Origin of the sequence: Prescottella defluvii, from assembly GCF_000738775.1 — a bacterium.
Lineage (GTDB): Bacteria > Actinomycetota > Actinomycetes > Mycobacteriales > Mycobacteriaceae > Prescottella > Prescottella defluvii.
In genome coordinates this window covers 81,491-96,567 of record NZ_JPOC01000046.1, presented here as the reverse complement: position 1 = coordinate 96,567, position 15,077 = coordinate 81,491, and the positions used below count along the sequence as shown (strand labels likewise).

The window sequence follows — 15,077 nt, the reverse complement described above, 5'->3', positions numbered from 1 at the left end:
CTGGGCACCTGTATGACGGTCGTGGTCAGGGACGGCACTATGCGTGTCGGCAGCCTCAACGTCCAGATTGCGGATGGAAGCCTGATGATTGCCGGCGGCGTCAGTCAGCCGGATCCGACACACCCGACCAATCAGGTCTTCGTTCCGGCCGCCAATGACGGCAAGTTCGGTGTGTACTCGAAGTCGATCAGTGTCCCCGGTGGCGCACTCGGAACGGGTTCGTCCGAGGACTTCGGCCCGACGGCCATCCAGGCGACGGTCGAAGCCGTGGCCTTGCCGTCGGTGCAGCCGTACACCCTCGGTGTCGAGCTTCCGGTTCGGTTGAAGTTGACCAACCCGCTCCTGGGGAACAACTGTTACATCGGTTCTGCGTCCAATCCGATCCGGCTTTCGCTTGCGCTCCAAGATGCTGGTGCTGCGCAGTGGATTTCGGATACAGTTCCCGGCGTTCCGGGCGGGGTCTGGCCCCAGGCAACACACAAGGCCACCAACTTTGCGGTGCCCGGAGCCGCCGGATGTGGGCTCTTCGGCTCGCTGAACTGGGCCGTCAATCAACGGGCCGGCCTGCCGTCGGGTGGTGCGGGCAATTCCCTGTCCACCACCAGCTCTGTCTACAACGCCGCGGGATGGGAGCTGTCGTAGTACGGCAATCGAATTGATTCATCGAAGCCTGTTCACTCGACCGTTCATCCGAGCGGGGCTACACCTCACATGAAGGAGAACCGAATGGCAACGAAGGTTCTCAATCGGGGTAGCGCAGTTCTGGCCGTCGCTGCGGCCGCGACGTTGACGGCTGTGGGGCTGTCGTACGCGTCGACAACGATCACTCCCGCCGGCACGCCGGTCACCGCAACGAGCAGTGATCTTCGGATCATCACCACCACTCCCGGGTACACCATGCGCTGCACGAATGTGTCCGGCACCGGAACTACCCCGGCTGCACCCGGCAACGTCAACCCGTCCACTGGCGGGATCGATATCAACATCAGCAGCGTGAGTCTGTCGAGTTGCACGCTCAACGGGCAGCCTGCGACGGTCGCTGCCAGCGGGACCTGGAAGCTGAAGTTCGACAACGATGGTGCATCACCCCAGGGTTCACTGATCATCCCCGCCGGTGGCGCGGTGGTCACGGTGCCGTCGAGTGGTTGCTCGATCACGTTGGGGGCGAGCACCATCGGGCCGCTGCCGTACGCGAAGCCGTCGGTGACCGCCTCGAACTCCGGGACGGTCAACTTCAACTCGACCGGTGGCGGAGTGTGCCCGCCGGCAGGTCCCGGTACGGCTACCCTGACGGGCAAGCTGACCTTCTCGCCGGGAATCGACGTCACGCCGTGACGTTGATCTGACCTAGACCGTCCCGGTATCCACGTGGGTGGGTACCGGGACGGTCGACGGATCGGATCGAAAAGTATTCAGCTGAAGGCTCTTCGAGAAGCGACTGTTCGGTGGTGCGCTTTGGTGGTGCAGGGGATCGGTCGGGTGGCTCTGGTGTGTTGGCCAATCTGTATCGGATGGCCGGGTGAATCGATTGTGTCGACAGCAAGAAGAACCGGTCGGATGGTATCGAATTCTGTGCCGCCTTCGGGATGCGTCTCCGCTGCCTACGTATGCGCGATCCGGAGGGCTCGGAATTGGTGTCGAACGGATTCGGTCAAATGCATGACAGGTTGCGGCGAACGCCTGTACTAATAGTGGCGTGGATCACATTGTTGCATCGAAAGCGTCCCGAGGAGGTGTCGTGTTCGCCGATTCGCCCAGCGCCGACGTGACCGACAACGCTGACCAGAACCGCTTCGAGTTGCGGCTCAACGGAGACCTGGTGGGAATCGTCGGCTACTACGACACCTCACCGGCCGTTCGCCGCGGCGCACGGAAACCTGCTGCCGTCGTCTCGTTCATGCACACGGTCGTCGTCGAGGACTTCGGGCACCGTGGGCTCGCCGCCGTCATGGTGCGGCGCTCGCTGGACCGGGCCCGCGACTACGGCTGGCGCGTGCGCCCGGTGTGCACGTACGTGCAGCGGTTCGTGGAGGCCAATCCGGAGTACCTCGATCTGATGGCGCCGCCCGAGGCGTCCGACGCGATCTCGCTGAACTGATCGACGCGCGGCCACGCCGCGGTCAAGGATCGGCATCGAACCGCCCCACCCGTCCCGAAACGGACCCGGTGCCGGCGGTTCGGCCGGTTTCATGGGAAACGTGAACAGCAAATCCCCACGAACAGCGGGCGCCGTCGCCGACGCCGTCCGGATCGTCGACAGCCCGCCGCACGAGCGCTACGAACTCTGGGTGCGCGACGACCTCGTCGGCATCCTCGGCTATCGCCGCGACAGCGCCGGTCCGTCCGGCGACGTGCTCACCCTGCTGCACACCGTCGTCCGCGAGGACCGAAGCGGCCGCGGCTGGGCGGCGGTACTGGTGCGGGCCGTGCTCGACCGCGCCCGCAGCGAGGGCACCCGGATCCGTCCGGTCTGCACCTACGTCACGCGATTCCTCGGCACGCACACCGAGTACCTGGACCTGCTCGACGAGCAGTGACCCTGATCAGGCCAGATCGACCACGACCGGCGCGTGATCGCTCGCGCCCTTGCCCTTGCGCTCGTCCCGGTCGATGTGCGCGCCGGTGACCCGCGCCGCGAACGCGGGGGACCCCAGCACGTAGTCGATGCGCATGCCCTGCCGCTTGGGGAACCGCAGCTGCGTGTAGTCCCAGTAGGTGTAGACGCCCGGACCGGGTGCATGCGGGCGCACCACGTCGGCGAATCCGGCGTCGGCGAACGCGTCGAACGCGTCCCGCTCCGGCTGCGACGTGTGTGTCTTGTCCGCGAAGAACGCCGGATCCCACACGTCCTCGTCGGTGGGGGCCACGTTCCAGTCGCCCATCAGCGCGATCTGTGCGTCCGGGTTGCCGGCCAGCCAGCCCTCCGCGTCCGCGCGCAGCTTCGCGAGCCACTCCAGCTTGTAGACGTAGTGCGGATCCGTCAGCTCGCGGCCGTTGGGCACGTACAGGCTCCACACCCGCACCCCGCCCACCGTCGCACCGATCGCGCGGGCCTCCCGCGTGGCCTCCGCCTCCGGATCCTTGTTGAACCCGGGCTGGTCCGCGAACCCGACCTGCACGTCCTCGAGCCCGATCCGCGACGCGATCGCCACGCCGTTCCACTGGCTCAGGCCCACGTGCGCCACCTCGTAGCCGGCCTCGGTGAACCGCTCGTACGGGAACTGCTCGTCCTTGCACTTGGTTTCCTGCATCGCCAACACATCGGTGTCGGTGCGGGCCAGCCAGTCCACGATCCGGTCGGTTCGGGCACGGACCGAGTTCACATTCCACGTCGCGATACGCACACCGGAGAGGGTAGTCAGCTACCCCGACAGTCACCGAACCCGGCCGTCGGACCGGCGCACCGGCTTGGGGCCCAGAGCCTTGAGGCGCACCACGTCGGCGCGCTCGATCTCCACCACGCGGTCGTCGGCGGTGCGGACCACCACCGTCGGCTCGAGCTGCTCGAGCGTGCCGATCACGTCGGTGAGCGGATGCGAGCCCCCGGGTGGCAGGCGATACCGCACCACCACCCGGCCGCCGATCACCGGCGGACCCGGTGGAGGGTCAGTCCTCGTCATCGTCCTCGTCGTGACCGAACGGGTCGTCCACCGTGCCCGGCGTCCAGCTCAGGTTCGGCACGCCCCAACCCTCACGCTTGATCGTCTTCTTCGCCGCGCGCTTGTTGCGGCCGATCAGCACGTCCACGTACAGGAAGCCGTCCAGGTGACCGGTCTCGTGCTGCAGCATCCGCGCGAAGAAGCCGTGGCCCTCGATCTCGACCGGGTTGCCGTCCTCGTCGGTGCCGGTGACCTTGGCCCAGTCGGCGCGGCCGGTGGGGAACTGCTCACCGGGAACCGACAGGCAGCCCTCGACGTCGTCGTCCTCGTCCGGCATGGTCTCCGGGATCTCCGACGTCACCAGCACCGGGTTGACCACGCAGCCGCGGCGACGGGTCGACTTGCCGGTCTCGTCGACATCGGGGCAGTCGTACACGAACAGGCGCTTGGCGACACCGACCTGGTTCGCGGCCAGACCCACACCGTTCGCGGCGTCCATCGTCTCGTACATGTCGCGGATCAGATCGGCGAGTTCGGCGGGGGACTCGGCGACGGGCTTGGTCGGCTCGTGCAGGACGGGATCGCCGACGATGCGGATCGGAAGAATTGCCATGGTCACCAAGGATAGTGGGCGTGATATTCGCGGCGCGTCCCCCTGGAACCCCGTCACCCTCGCCGTGACCGTGGTTCAATGACCAGGAAGAACATCGGTGTAATTCGTGATCGGGGGGCCGGTCGGCCGCATACCCGAGCGCGACGTTCGGCCTGATCCGTTCGGGCCCACCAGGGGGCGCGGTACGCGGGGCCGGGCGGGATCAGCAGTCGAGGAGTGAGATGGACGGCGCAGCAGCCCGGAACCAGTCTGAACGCAGCGACGGCGCGTCGAACAGCGAGGTCGGGGAGGACGGCCTCACCCGCCGCGAACACGACATCCTGTCCTTCGAGCGGCAGTGGTGGAAGTACGCCGGGGCCAAGGAAGAGGCCATCAAGGAACGCTTCTCCATGTCGGCCACCCGTTACTACCAGGTGCTCAACGCGCTCGTCGATCGCCCCGAGGCCCTCGCCGCCGACCCGATGCTGGTCAAGCGCCTGCGTCGCCTGCGGGCCAGTCGGCAGAAAGCTCGCGCCGCCCGCCGGCTGGGCTTCGACATCTCCACGTAAGCCGCCATTCAATCCCCGGCCGTCGTCACCTCGTTACGAGAACAGTCGGACGCGCCGATTAAGGTCGGAACAGTGACCACCCCGAACCCAGAGTCGTCAGGCCCCCCGCTGCGAGCCCTCGCGATGGTGCTGATCGCCCTCGCGATCCTCTTCGCCGGGTTGGGCGCCGCCTCCCTGGGGGGCTCGGACTCCGACGACGCCGCATCCGAAGCGGCCGCCACCACCACCTCCGCACCCGCCGCGGCGCCCGCCGCCGTGCGGACCACCACGGCCGCACCCGTCACCACGACCACCGAGGTCGAGGCCACGACGACGGCGGTCAGTTCCGCGCCGGTCACCAGTTCCGTGTCGGCCACCGCGCCCGCCCGCGTCGACAAGTCCGTTCCGGTTCGGGTGTTCAACAACAGCACCGTCTCCGGTCTCGCCGGCCAGACCGCCGACGAACTCGCGGCCAACGGCTGGACCGTGTCCGAAACCGGCAACTACAGCTACGGACTGATCCAGAAGACCACCGTGTACTACGGCGACACCGCCGCCGAGAAGCAGGCCGCTCAGGCCCTCGCGGCGGAACTGGGAGTCACCGCGGAACCGCGTTTCGCCGGCATCGCCAGCGCGTCGCCCGGTGTCATCGTGATCGTCACCTCCAACTAGCCCGCGAAAACCCGCTGGTTATGATCATCGACAGATTTCAACCACCTCGAAGGAGCGGTTCGATGGCCTCGCATTCCACCCGTCGCAAGTCCTGGCGCGTCGTGACCCCCCTGGTCGCGATCGCGGCCCTGGGACTGACCGCATGCTCGAACAACGAGGAGCCCAGCGACGTCCCCGGCACCACCCCGCCGGTGTGGACGGGTTCCCCCGCCCCCGCGGGCGATCACGCCGAGAGCGGCTCCGCACATGCTTCCGCGACCGAGGCCGGCACCGTCGAGGTGCAGCTGAAGGACGCGAAGGGCGCCGACGCCGGCACCGCGTCGTTCTCCGAAGGCGACGGCTACGTCCAGGTCACCGTCAACGCGCAGGGCCTGACGCCCGGCTTCCACGGCCTGCACGTCCACTCGGTCGGCAAGTGCGAGCCCAACTCCGTCGCCCCCACCGGCGGTGAGCCCGGCAACTTCCTGTCCGCCGGCGGCCACCTCCAGGTCGAGGGCCACACCGGCCACCCGGCCAGCGGTGACCTCACCTCGCTCGAGGTGCGCGAGGACGGCAAGGGCTACCTCGTCACCACCACCAGTTCCTTCACCCTCGCGGACCTGAAGAACGGCGGCAAGGGCACCGCGCTGATGATCCACGCGGGCGCCGACAACTTCGCCAACATCCCCACCCGCTACGCGCCCGCCCCGGACCAGGAGACCCTGGCCACCGGTGACGCCGGTGCACGCGTCGCCTGCGGCGTCATCAACGGCTGACACCGAGCCACCTGAACAACCCGGACGGCGGGGCCACCACGGCCCCGCCGTTCCGCGTCTGCCAGCGGATTTCCGGAGCCGTGCGGGGTGCGGAACGCTGTGGTTGGATCGGTTGCGTGGGAGTTCCCTTCGCCGGTTCACCTCGTCCGACCCTCGGGGTGGAATGGGAGATCGCGCTGGTCGACAGGACCACCCGCGATCTGTCCAACACCGCCGCCGAGGTGTTCGACGCCGTCGGCGGGCTCGCCGACAAGCCCCGCGTCACCAAGGAGTTGCTGCGCAACACCGTCGAGTTCGTGACCGGCATCTGCGACAACGTCGGCGAGGCCATGGACGACCTGTCCGAGACGATGTCGCTGGTGCGCCGGGCCGCCGACCCGCTCGGCGTCGACCTGATGTGCTCGGGCACCCACCCGTTCGCGCAGTGGTCCACCCAGTTGCTCACCCGCACCCCCCACTACGACGAACTGATCGAACGCACCCAATGGTGGGGTCGGCAGATGCTCATCTGGGGTGTGCACGTGCACGTCGGGATCTCGAACAAGGAGAAGGTGTTCCCGATCCTCAACGCGTTGCTGCTGAAATATCCTCACCTGCTTGCACTTTCGGCGTCGTCGCCGATGTGGACCGGCGTGGACACCGGCTACGCCAGCAACCGTGCCCTGATGTTCCAGCAGTTGCCCACCGCCGGCCTGCCGTTCCAGTTCGACCACTGGACGCAGTTCGAGGGCTACGTCGACGACCAACTCACCACCGGCGTCATCGAAAATCTCGGCGGCCTGCACTGGGACATCCGGCCCGCACCGCGCTGGGGCACCATCGAGGTCCGCGTGTGCGACGGCGTCTCCTCCCGCTCCGAACTGAGCGCCCTCGTCGCCCTCGTCCACTGTCTCGTCGTGCACCTCGACACCCGACTCGAATCGGGGGAGACGCTGCCGTCCATGCCGCCGTGGCACGTGCAGGAGAACAAGTGGCGCGCAGCGCGGTACGGCCTCGACGCCGAAGTGATCCTCGGCGCCGACAACCGGGAACGGCCCGTCACCGACGACCTTCACGATCTGCTCGAACAACTCACCCCCACCGCGGTGCGCCTCGGCTGCGCCGACGAACTCGCCCGGGTCGCCGACATCCCGCGCCGCGGAGCGTCGTACCAACGTCAGCGCAAAGTGGCCGCCGCGACCGGAGGTGACCTGCGCGCCGTCGTCCGCTCCCTCGTCGACGAACTGGACACGTAAGAGCCGATTCACCCGCCGTTTACTATGAACGGCGTGTTAGTGGACGGTGGCGCGCGGACGGAGCCGAGACGGCTCGACGAACGAACCCGAAATCTCCTCCTCGGTGGCGTCGTCGCGGCCGGTGTCGCCGCCCTCATCGCGCTGCAGGTCTTCGCGTCGTCCCGCGGCTTCCAAGGGCCGCTGGAGAGCCTCCTCGACGATTTCGTGGGAACCCCCAAGTCGGCGTCCGTGCCGTGGGCCGGACTCGCGCTCGCGATGGTGGGGCTCACCAACCGGCAGCGGGTCCTGGCACTGTCGACTGCCGTCGCGATCGACGTCGTCGTCGCCGCGGTCCGGTACCTCGCGGGCGGTCCGCTGACCGTCGGCAACGGTGCGGTGATCGTGCTGACCGCGATCGGCGTCTGGGCGGGCTGGAAATGGTCCGGTGAGCAACGCCGCAACGCGCTCATGGGCGTCGGGCTGGGCGCGCTGCTGATCGTCGCCACCAAGTTCGGCGACGTGTGGCTGCACATCACCGTCCTCGCCGGCCCGCAGGTCCTCGACCAGTACGTCCAGCTCGCCGACCACGCGCTCGGTAACCCGTCGTGGGTGATGGGCAACATCGTCGACGCCACCGGGTCCGTCGGCTACGCCGTCCTGCACTGGGTGTACATCGAGCTGCCCGTCGCCGCCATCGTCGTCGCGCTCTACCAGCTGCGCAAGGGCTGGCCGTCGCACCACCTGGTCCGCACGTTCCTGCTGATCGGGCTGATCGGGCCGGTGTTCTACATCCTGTTCCCGGTCGTCGGACCCATCTTCGCGTTCGGCGCCGACGGCAACGGCTTCCAGGTCGGCGACTTCTGGCCGTCCGTCGTCCCGTTCGACGTCACGCCGACGGCGATGCCGTTCGACGACGCCACCCCCCGCAACTGCATGCCCAGCCTGCACACCGCGTGGGCGCTCGCGATCTTCCTGCACTCCCGGCAGGGCCCGCTCTGGCTGCGCTGGGGCGGCACGTTCTGGCTTGTGTGCACGCTCGCCGCAACCCTCGGCTTCGGCTACCACTACGCCGTCGACCTCATCGCCGGCGCCGTCCTCACATTGACGCTCGAGTCCGCCCTGCGCGCTCCCGAGCGAGGCTGGGGCTGGTTCCGGGTGCGGATCGTCGTGTCCGGCGCCGCCCTGCTGGCGGCACTGCTGCTGAGCTACCGATTCCTCGCCGTGGAGATCGCCGAGTACCCGATCGTGTCGGCGCCGCTGCTCCTCGGTGTCCCGGCGCTCTTCGCCTACGACTACTGGCGCACGTTCTATCGCGTCCCCGCCTCCTCGCGATTTGCGCACTTGTCGGCCCCGGAGGACGCCCCGACCGCGCGTTAAGTGCGCAAAACGCGGGGGCTGGGGACGGCGTCGGCGCGACGAGTGCGCAGAACGCGAGCTAGCGGAACGTGCCCGGATCCTCGTCGCGGTTGATCAGCAGGCCGTCGCGGCCGCGCTGCTCGCGGTAGGCGACGCGGCCGACGCTGTGCGCGATGACGGGCGCCGTCAGGAGCGTGAACAGCCCGATCAGCACGAGCATCCAGATGTCGACGTTGCCGTGCAGGCGGATCACCGCGCCGACCAGCACCAGCACCAGCCCGACCACCTGAGGTTTGGTGGCCGCGTGCATCCGCGAGAGGGTGTCGGGGAAGCGGACGATGCCGATCGCAGCGGTCAGCGCGAGGAACGATCCGAGCAGGATGCAGATCGCCGCGAGGACGTCGAGGAAGCCGTTCACGAGTCGTCACTCACCCGGAACCGGGCCACGCTGACCGAGCCGACGTAACCGACCAGGGCGAGCGCGACGATGGCCGGCACGATCGTGGTGTCCCGCGTGTACGCCGCCCACACCGACAACCCGCAGATGGCGGTGGCGACGAGGGTGTCCATCGCGACGAGACGGTCGAGACTGCTCGGCCCCGCGAGCAGCCGGTAGGTGGTGAGCAGCGCCGCCGCCACCAGCATCACTCCGGCGATGATCATCACGGCGGTCATGCGCGATCCTCCCTGCCCTCTTCGTGGTACTCGTAGTCCCGCAGGTGCCACGGCGCCGGCTGCCAGTCCGAATCCCGCTCGAACGCGGCGATGAACAGGCGCTCGAGCTGACGGGTGGTCCGGTAGAACTGGTCGACGGCCTTGGTCGTGCCGACATCGAGAACGTGGACGTACACCGCCCGGCGCGACTGGTCCACCTCGATCACCATGGTGCCGGGGATCAGGTTCAGCACGTCGACGCACAGCGTCAGCACCAGATCCGATTTGATGCCGAGCTTGCAGCGCAGCACACCCGTGACCGGGGGCGGCCCCGGACGGATCGCGAGCCACGCGACCTGCGCACTCGACTGCGCCGCATAGAAGACGATCATCCCGAGGAGCTTGACCATCGACACCAGGTGCACACGTCCCTCGACGGGAACCCGCGGCAACGGCAGCAGCCACATGATCAACAGGCCGACGACGAGTCCACCGAGCAGATTCGCGATGCTGAACGTGCCCCACAGCAGGATCCACACCAGCGTCAGCCAGGCCAGGATGCCGACGCGGAGTACGCGTTCGCGGGTCATCGGTCACCTCCCTCGCCCAGTACAGCGGTGATGTAGACGTCCCGATTCTGCAGGTCCTTCGCCGCCCGGTCACTGATGCCGATCATCGGACCCGCGAACACCGTCAGCGCCAGGCCCACGGCGACCAGGCCGATCGTCGGCACCAGCATGAACACCGGCATCCGGCCCACGTCCTTGCGATCGACGAACGCGATGTCCTCCTCCGATTCGTCGATCAGCGCCGACGGGCTCACGTCGGCGAGTTCGCCCTCGGGGGCGTCGGCGCGGGCCCGCCAGAACGCCTTGGTCCACACGCGGGCCACGACGTACAGCGTCAGGAGACTGGTCACGGTGCCGCCGCCGACGAGCAGCCACGACAGCACGCTCGGATGCGCGACACCGGCCTGCAGCAGCGCGATCTTGCCGATGAACCCGGAGAACGGCGGGATGCCACCGAGGTTGAGCGCGGGGATCAGGAACACGATCGCGAGCACCGGGCTGGCGGCCGCGAGACCGCCGAGGCGGCGCAGCGACGACGACCCGGCCTGCCGTTCGATCAGACCCACCACCAGGAACAGGGTGGTCTGCACGATGATGTGGTGCGCCACGTAGTACACCGAGCCGGACAGGCCGGACTGGGTGGACAGTGCGACGCCGAAGATCATGTAGCCGATGTGGCTGACCAGGGTGAACGAGAGCAGACGTTTGATGTCGCTCTGCGCGATGGCGCCGAGGATGCCGACGATCATGGTGAGCAGACCGCACACCATCAGGACGTTGTCGAGCTCGCCCTGCGGGAACAGCAGCGTGTGGGCGCGGATGATCGCGTACACGCCGACCTTGGTGAGCAGGCCCGCGAACACCGCGGTGACCGGGGCCGGGGCGGTGGGGTAGGAGTCGGGCAGCCACGTCGACAGCGGGAACACCGCAGCCTTGATGCCGAATGCCACCAGCAGCACACCGAAGATCGCCATGCGGGTGCCGACCGGGATGTCGTCGAACCGCAGCGCCATCTGCGCGAGGTTGAGCGTGCCCGTCGCGGCGTACGCGAACGCGATGCCGCACAGGAAGATCAGCGACGACACCATCGACACCATGACGTACGAGACGCCGGCCCGGACGCGGTCGGCGCTCGCCCCGAGGGTGAGCAGCACGAAACTCGCGGCGAGCAGCACCTCGAATCCGACGTACAGGTTGAACAGGTCGCCGGCGAGGAACGCGTTGGACACGCCCGCGGTCAGCACCAGGTACGTGGGCAGGAAGATCGACACCGGTTGGTGCTCGTGGCCGTCGCGGATGCCCTGGCCGATCGAATAGATCATGACGGCGAGCAGCACGATCGACGACACCAGCAGCATCAGCGCCGACAGTCGGTCGACGACCAGCGTGATGCCGATCGGGGTGTCCCAGCCGCCCACCTGGATCGCGGTGGTGCCGTGCCGGTCCGCGAGGTACAGCAGCATCGCCGAGACGCCGGTGACGCCGATGAGCGCGGCGAGGGTGATCCAGCGCTGCGCGGTGGGCCGGCGGCCGACGATGAGCGTGGCCGCCGCGGCGATCATCGGGATCAGCACCGGTAGCGGCGTCAGGGTCCCGATGAGTTCGGGGGAGAGCGTCATCGCGTACCCCCCGGCGTCTCGGTTGCCTCGGTTGCCTCGTCGTCGGTGTGCAGTTGTTCGTAGGCCGTGTAGTCCTCGGGGTCCTCGAGCTGGTCGACGGGGATCGGGTTGCCTTCCGAGTCGAAGGCGTCGCCGCTCTTGCTGGGCGCGCCGGTGATCGGGTCGTCGGAGCGGTCGCGGTCCGGCGCCTCGGCCGGGGTGCGCCGCTTGGAGACCTTGGTGTCCTCGGGGTCGTCCTCGACCCGGTCTGCGGTGTTGATCTTGAACGAGCGGTAGGCGAGGGCCAGCACGAACGCGGCGATGCCCATCGTGATGACGATCGCGGTGAGGATCATCGCCTGCGCCAGCGGGTCGGCCATCTCCTCGTGCACCGACTCGCGTCCCACGATCGGGGGATTGCCGGCCGGGCCGCCGACGGTGAGGATCAGCAGGTTGACGGCATTGCCGACCAGCAGCAGACCCAGCAGCATGCGGGTGATGCTGCGTTCGATCAGCAGGTACACGCCGGCGGCGGTGAGGACGCCGATGAGGATCAGTGTCGCGAGGTCGGCGTTCATCGGGCATTCACCTCCTCCTGGGCGTCGAGGCGGGCCCCGAGGCTGCGGAGCACGTCGAGCACCAGGCCCACCACGATCAGGTACACCCCCAGGTCGAAGAACAGTGCGGTGACGAGTTTGATGTGACCGAGCAGCGGCAGCGTCACCTCGAACACCGCCGACGACAGCGGCGGCGCGCCCAGGACCAGTGACGTCAGCGCGGTGCCCGCGGCGAGCGCGAGACCGAGGCCGAGGATCTTGCCGGCGTCGATGGGCACCGTCTCGCCGAGTTCGTAACGCCCGCCGGCGAGGTAGCGCAGTACCAGCGCCAGGCCCGCAGTGAGACCGCCGGCGAAGCCGCCACCGGGCGCATTGTGGCCGGAGAAGAAGAAGTACACCGACAGCACCATCATCGTCGGGAAGATCAGCCGTGTGGTCACCTCGAGCACCAGCGACCGGTGCCGCGGGTCGATGAGGTCGCCGCCACGCAGCCACGTCGTCTCCGTGCTCGACGACGCCGCATCCTGCACGACGGAGGGTGCGTCCGACACGCGTGGCGCCGTCCCGAAACGGCGGTGCCGGAACACCAGGCTCGCGACGCCGGTCGCGGCAACCAGGAGCACCGAGATCTCGCCGAGGGTGTCCCACGCGCGGATGTCGACGAGCAGCACGTTCACCACGTTGCGGCCGTTGCCGAGGTCGTAGGCCGCCTCGGGGAGCTGCAGGTGGATCGGCACCGAGTTGCGGGCGTTCATCGCGTACGCGGCGATGGTGGTGACGGCGGCGCCGACGCCGACCGCGAGGATTGCGCGCGGCAGCCTGAAGCCGATGGCCTGACGCTCGTCGATCTCGGCGGGCAGCTTCCGCAGTACCAGCACGAAGATCACCAGGGTCAGCGTCTCGACGAGGAACTGGGTGAGCGCCAGGTCCGGGGCGCCGTGCAGCGCGAAGATGACGCCGCAGCCGTAGCCGCTGAGCCCGACGAGGATCACCGCGGCGAGGCGGTTGCGCAGCACCGTCGCGGCCAGCGCCGCCGCCATCATCATCAGCCCGACGGTGAGCTGCAGCGGTGACTCCCACAGCCGGATCTCGGCCCACACGTCGGTGCGGAGCGCCAGCAGGATCACCGGCAGCAGCACGAGCGTCGCGAGGATCGTCGACTGCGTCAGCGGCAGCGAACCACGCTGCGTGAAACCGGTGAGCCGCATCGACAGCGTGTCCATGCCGCGCAGCGTCGCGTCGTACACGCGGTCGGCGTTGCCGAGCGGCGGATGCTGGAACCGCAGACGCTGAACGGCCCCGCGGTGCGCGGCGAACAGCAACGTACCGAAGGTGACGATGACGACGGTGAGCAGCAGCGGCGTGTTGAAGCCGTGCCACAGGCCCAGGTGGTAGTCGGCGTGCGGGCCCGCGGGCAGCGTCGTCGAATAGGGCGTGAGCAGCTTCTCGAGCTGCGGCGACAGTGGTCCGGCGGCCAGGCCGGCGACCGCGAGCAACGCGGGCGGCGCGAGGAACAGGGCGCTCGGGACGTGCATGTTCGCGACGGATGGGCTCGGCTGGCGCAGCCGCTTGCGGCCGAACGCGCCCCACACGAACCGGATGCTGTAGGCGACCGTGAGAATCGAGCCCAGCGCCATCGCCACGAGGACCGTGGTGCGGATCCACGGCTCGACCATGTCCGCGCGGATGATCGATTCGAGTGCGGCTTCCTTGCCGACGAACCCGAGGAACGGCGGCAGACCCGCCATCGACGCGGCAGCGAGCGCGGCGATCGTCGCCAGCCACGGGGCGCGCGGTCCGAGGTGTGCGAGTTTGCGGATGTCGCGGGTGCCGGTGGTGTGGTCGATGATGCCGACCACCATGAACAGTGCAGCCTTGAACATCGCGTGCGCGACGACCATCGTCATGCCGGCCAAGGCGGCGTCGCGGGAACCGACCCCGACGAGCACCATCAGGAACCCGAGTTGGCTGACGGTGCCGAACGCGAGCACCAGTTTGAGGTCGAACGAGCGCAGCGCGCGCCAACCGGCGAGCAGCATCGACGCCAGACCCAGCACGATGATCGTGACCCGCCACGGCGGCGAATCGGCGTAGCCGGGGGCCAGACGTGCCACCAGGTAGATGCCGGCCTTCACCATCGCGGCCGCGTGCAGGTATCCGCTGACCGGGGTGGGGGCGGCCATCGCGCCGGGCAGCCAGAAGTGCAGCGGGACGATCGCCGACTTCGACAGCGCACCGACCAGGATCAGCACGATCGCGACGCTCGCGAGCCATCCGCTCGCCGGGTTCGCAACCACGTCGGACAGGTTGTAGCTGCCCACCTGCTGGCCGAGCATGATGATTCCGACGAGCATCGCCAGGCCGCCGGCGGTGGTGACGAGCAAGGCCTGCGTGGCGGCGCGGCGACTGGTCGCGCGCTCGGCGTAGTGGCCCACGAGCAGGAACGACAGCACCGTCGTCAGTTCCCAGAACGTGTAGAGGATCAGCATGTTGTCGCTGGTCACGAGGCCGAACATGGCGCCCGCGAACGCGACCATCTCGGCGGCGAAGATGCCGAGGCGGGGTTCGTCGTCCTTGAAGTAGCGGGCGCAGTACACGAGGATCAGCGCGCCGACGCCCAGGACCAGCACCGACATGATCGCGGCGAGGGAGTCGAACCGCATGTCGATGTTCATCGACAGGCCGGGAACCCATTGGATGCTCAGGCTCTGTTCGGTGCCCCAGTTCGCGATGACCCAGCCGAGGCTCGCGAGCGGTACCAGTGCGAGCGGGAAGAACGCGTTGCGTCCTATTGATCGCACGACGAGAGGAGCCAGAACGGCGGCAATCGCGTGGGCGATCAATACGACTAGCAAATGGCACTCCGTCGGGTGGTCGGGCGGCGGGGTGACGAATCGGTATAACCGAGAGTCGGGCAGACCCTTCGCTTAGCTAGTGAAGTGGACTGCGGGGTCCATCTTACT

At 68.2% G+C, this 15,077-nt stretch carries 17 protein-coding genes and 1 pseudogene; 9 read left to right on the top strand and 9 right to left on the bottom strand.

Translation table 11 applies throughout. From position 1 onward, the window contains the following. From IJ15_RS0117405 to IJ15_RS0117390, 4 genes and pseudogenes are all read left to right on the top strand, one after another. Window positions 1-642 (top strand): annotated as a pseudogene (locus tag IJ15_RS0117405) (hypothetical protein); the annotation flags it as partial. 84 nt (window positions 643-726) lie between these two features. Further along, window positions 727-1,335 (top strand): hypothetical protein, encoded by a 609-nt coding sequence (locus IJ15_RS26100; protein ID WP_031939620.1) that lies wholly within the window; start codon window positions 727-729, stop codon window positions 1,333-1,335. A 403-nt stretch (window positions 1,336-1,738) separates the two neighbouring features. Continuing rightward, window positions 1,739-2,098 (top strand): GNAT family N-acetyltransferase, encoded by a 360-nt coding sequence (locus IJ15_RS0117395; RefSeq protein WP_031939619.1) that lies wholly within the window; start codon window positions 1,739-1,741, stop codon window positions 2,096-2,098. A gap of 91 nt (window positions 2,099-2,189) precedes the next feature. Continuing rightward, the gene (locus IJ15_RS0117390; RefSeq protein WP_031939618.1) at window positions 2,190-2,537 is read left to right on the top strand and encodes a GNAT family N-acetyltransferase; all 348 of its coding nucleotides are present in this window, start codon (window positions 2,190-2,192) and stop codon (window positions 2,535-2,537) included. Window positions 2,538-2,543: 6 nt separating this feature from the next. Here the strand turns inward: IJ15_RS0117390 and IJ15_RS0117385 are convergent, their stop codons facing one another. The 3 genes from IJ15_RS0117385 to IJ15_RS0117375 are packed head-to-tail and all read right to left on the bottom strand — an operon-like array spanning window position 2,544 to window position 4,212. Further along, on the bottom strand, window positions 2,544-3,344 hold the full coding sequence (locus tag IJ15_RS0117385) for an exodeoxyribonuclease III (RefSeq protein WP_031939617.1): 801 nt from the start codon (window positions 3,342-3,344) through the stop codon (window positions 2,544-2,546). Between the two features lie 30 nt (window positions 3,345-3,374). Further along, window positions 3,375-3,620, bottom strand: a complete 246-nt coding sequence (locus tag IJ15_RS0117380; RefSeq protein WP_231569569.1) for a putative acetyltransferase — start codon at window positions 3,618-3,620, stop codon at window positions 3,375-3,377. Continuing rightward, window positions 3,607-4,212, bottom strand: a complete 606-nt coding sequence (locus tag IJ15_RS0117375) for a peptide deformylase (protein WP_031939615.1) — start codon at window positions 4,210-4,212, stop codon at window positions 3,607-3,609. Before IJ15_RS0117375 ends, IJ15_RS0117380 begins: the two co-directional genes overlap by 14 nt. Before the next feature lie 221 nt (window positions 4,213-4,433). Here IJ15_RS0117375 and IJ15_RS0117370 point away from each other — a divergent pair, with 221 nt between their 5' ends. From IJ15_RS0117370 to IJ15_RS0117350, 5 genes are all read left to right on the top strand, one after another. Then, window positions 4,434-4,760, top strand: coding sequence for a DUF3263 domain-containing protein (locus tag IJ15_RS0117370; RefSeq protein WP_031939614.1), 327 nt, complete (start codon window positions 4,434-4,436; stop codon window positions 4,758-4,760). 72 nt (window positions 4,761-4,832) lie between these two features. Next, window positions 4,833-5,411: a LytR C-terminal domain-containing protein gene (locus IJ15_RS0117365; protein ID WP_031939613.1), complete on the top strand. Its 579-nt coding sequence runs from the start codon at window positions 4,833-4,835 to the stop codon at window positions 5,409-5,411. 62 nt (window positions 5,412-5,473) lie between these two features. Next, complete coding sequence (sodC, locus tag IJ15_RS0117360; protein ID WP_031939612.1) at window positions 5,474-6,166, top strand: superoxide dismutase[Cu-Zn]; 693 nt, start codon at window positions 5,474-5,476, stop codon at window positions 6,164-6,166. Between the two features lie 116 nt (window positions 6,167-6,282). After that, the gene (locus IJ15_RS0117355; protein ID WP_031939611.1) at window positions 6,283-7,401 is read left to right on the top strand and encodes a glutamate--cysteine ligase; all 1,119 of its coding nucleotides are present in this window, start codon (window positions 6,283-6,285) and stop codon (window positions 7,399-7,401) included. 24 nt (window positions 7,402-7,425) lie between these two features. Then, window positions 7,426-8,757 (top strand): phosphatase PAP2 family protein, encoded by a 1,332-nt coding sequence (locus tag IJ15_RS0117350; RefSeq protein ID WP_031939610.1) that lies wholly within the window; start codon window positions 7,426-7,428, stop codon window positions 8,755-8,757. 58 nt (window positions 8,758-8,815) lie between these two features. On the opposite strand, the gene mnhG is transcribed toward IJ15_RS0117350, so the two are convergent. From mnhG to IJ15_RS0117320, 6 genes are read right to left on the bottom strand one after another with little or no spacing between them, the layout of a single operon-like run. Continuing rightward, entirely contained in the window at window positions 8,816-9,154 is a 339-nt protein-coding gene (mnhG, locus tag IJ15_RS0117345; RefSeq protein ID WP_031939609.1) for a monovalent cation/H(+) antiporter subunit G, read from the bottom strand. Further along, window positions 9,151-9,411, bottom strand: coding sequence for a monovalent cation/H+ antiporter complex subunit F (locus IJ15_RS0117340; protein ID WP_031939608.1), 261 nt, complete (start codon window positions 9,409-9,411; stop codon window positions 9,151-9,153). Before IJ15_RS0117340 ends, mnhG begins: the two co-directional genes overlap by 4 nt. Then, entirely contained in the window at window positions 9,408-9,980 is a 573-nt protein-coding gene (locus IJ15_RS0117335; RefSeq protein WP_031939607.1) for a Na+/H+ antiporter subunit E, read from the bottom strand. The genes IJ15_RS0117340 and IJ15_RS0117335 overlap by 4 nt, the downstream gene beginning before the upstream one ends. Further along, window positions 9,977-11,578 (bottom strand): Na+/H+ antiporter subunit D, encoded by a 1,602-nt coding sequence (locus IJ15_RS0117330; protein ID WP_031939606.1) that lies wholly within the window; start codon window positions 11,576-11,578, stop codon window positions 9,977-9,979. Before IJ15_RS0117330 ends, IJ15_RS0117335 begins: the two co-directional genes overlap by 4 nt. Then, window positions 11,575-12,135, bottom strand: a complete 561-nt coding sequence (locus IJ15_RS0117325) for a Na(+)/H(+) antiporter subunit C (RefSeq protein ID WP_031939605.1) — start codon at window positions 12,133-12,135, stop codon at window positions 11,575-11,577. The genes IJ15_RS0117330 and IJ15_RS0117325 overlap by 4 nt, the downstream gene beginning before the upstream one ends. Next, window positions 12,132-14,969, bottom strand: a complete 2,838-nt coding sequence (locus tag IJ15_RS0117320) for a Na+/H+ antiporter subunit A (RefSeq protein ID WP_031939604.1) — start codon at window positions 14,967-14,969, stop codon at window positions 12,132-12,134. The genes IJ15_RS0117325 and IJ15_RS0117320 overlap by 4 nt, the downstream gene beginning before the upstream one ends. Window positions 14,970-15,077: the final 108 nt, after the last annotated feature.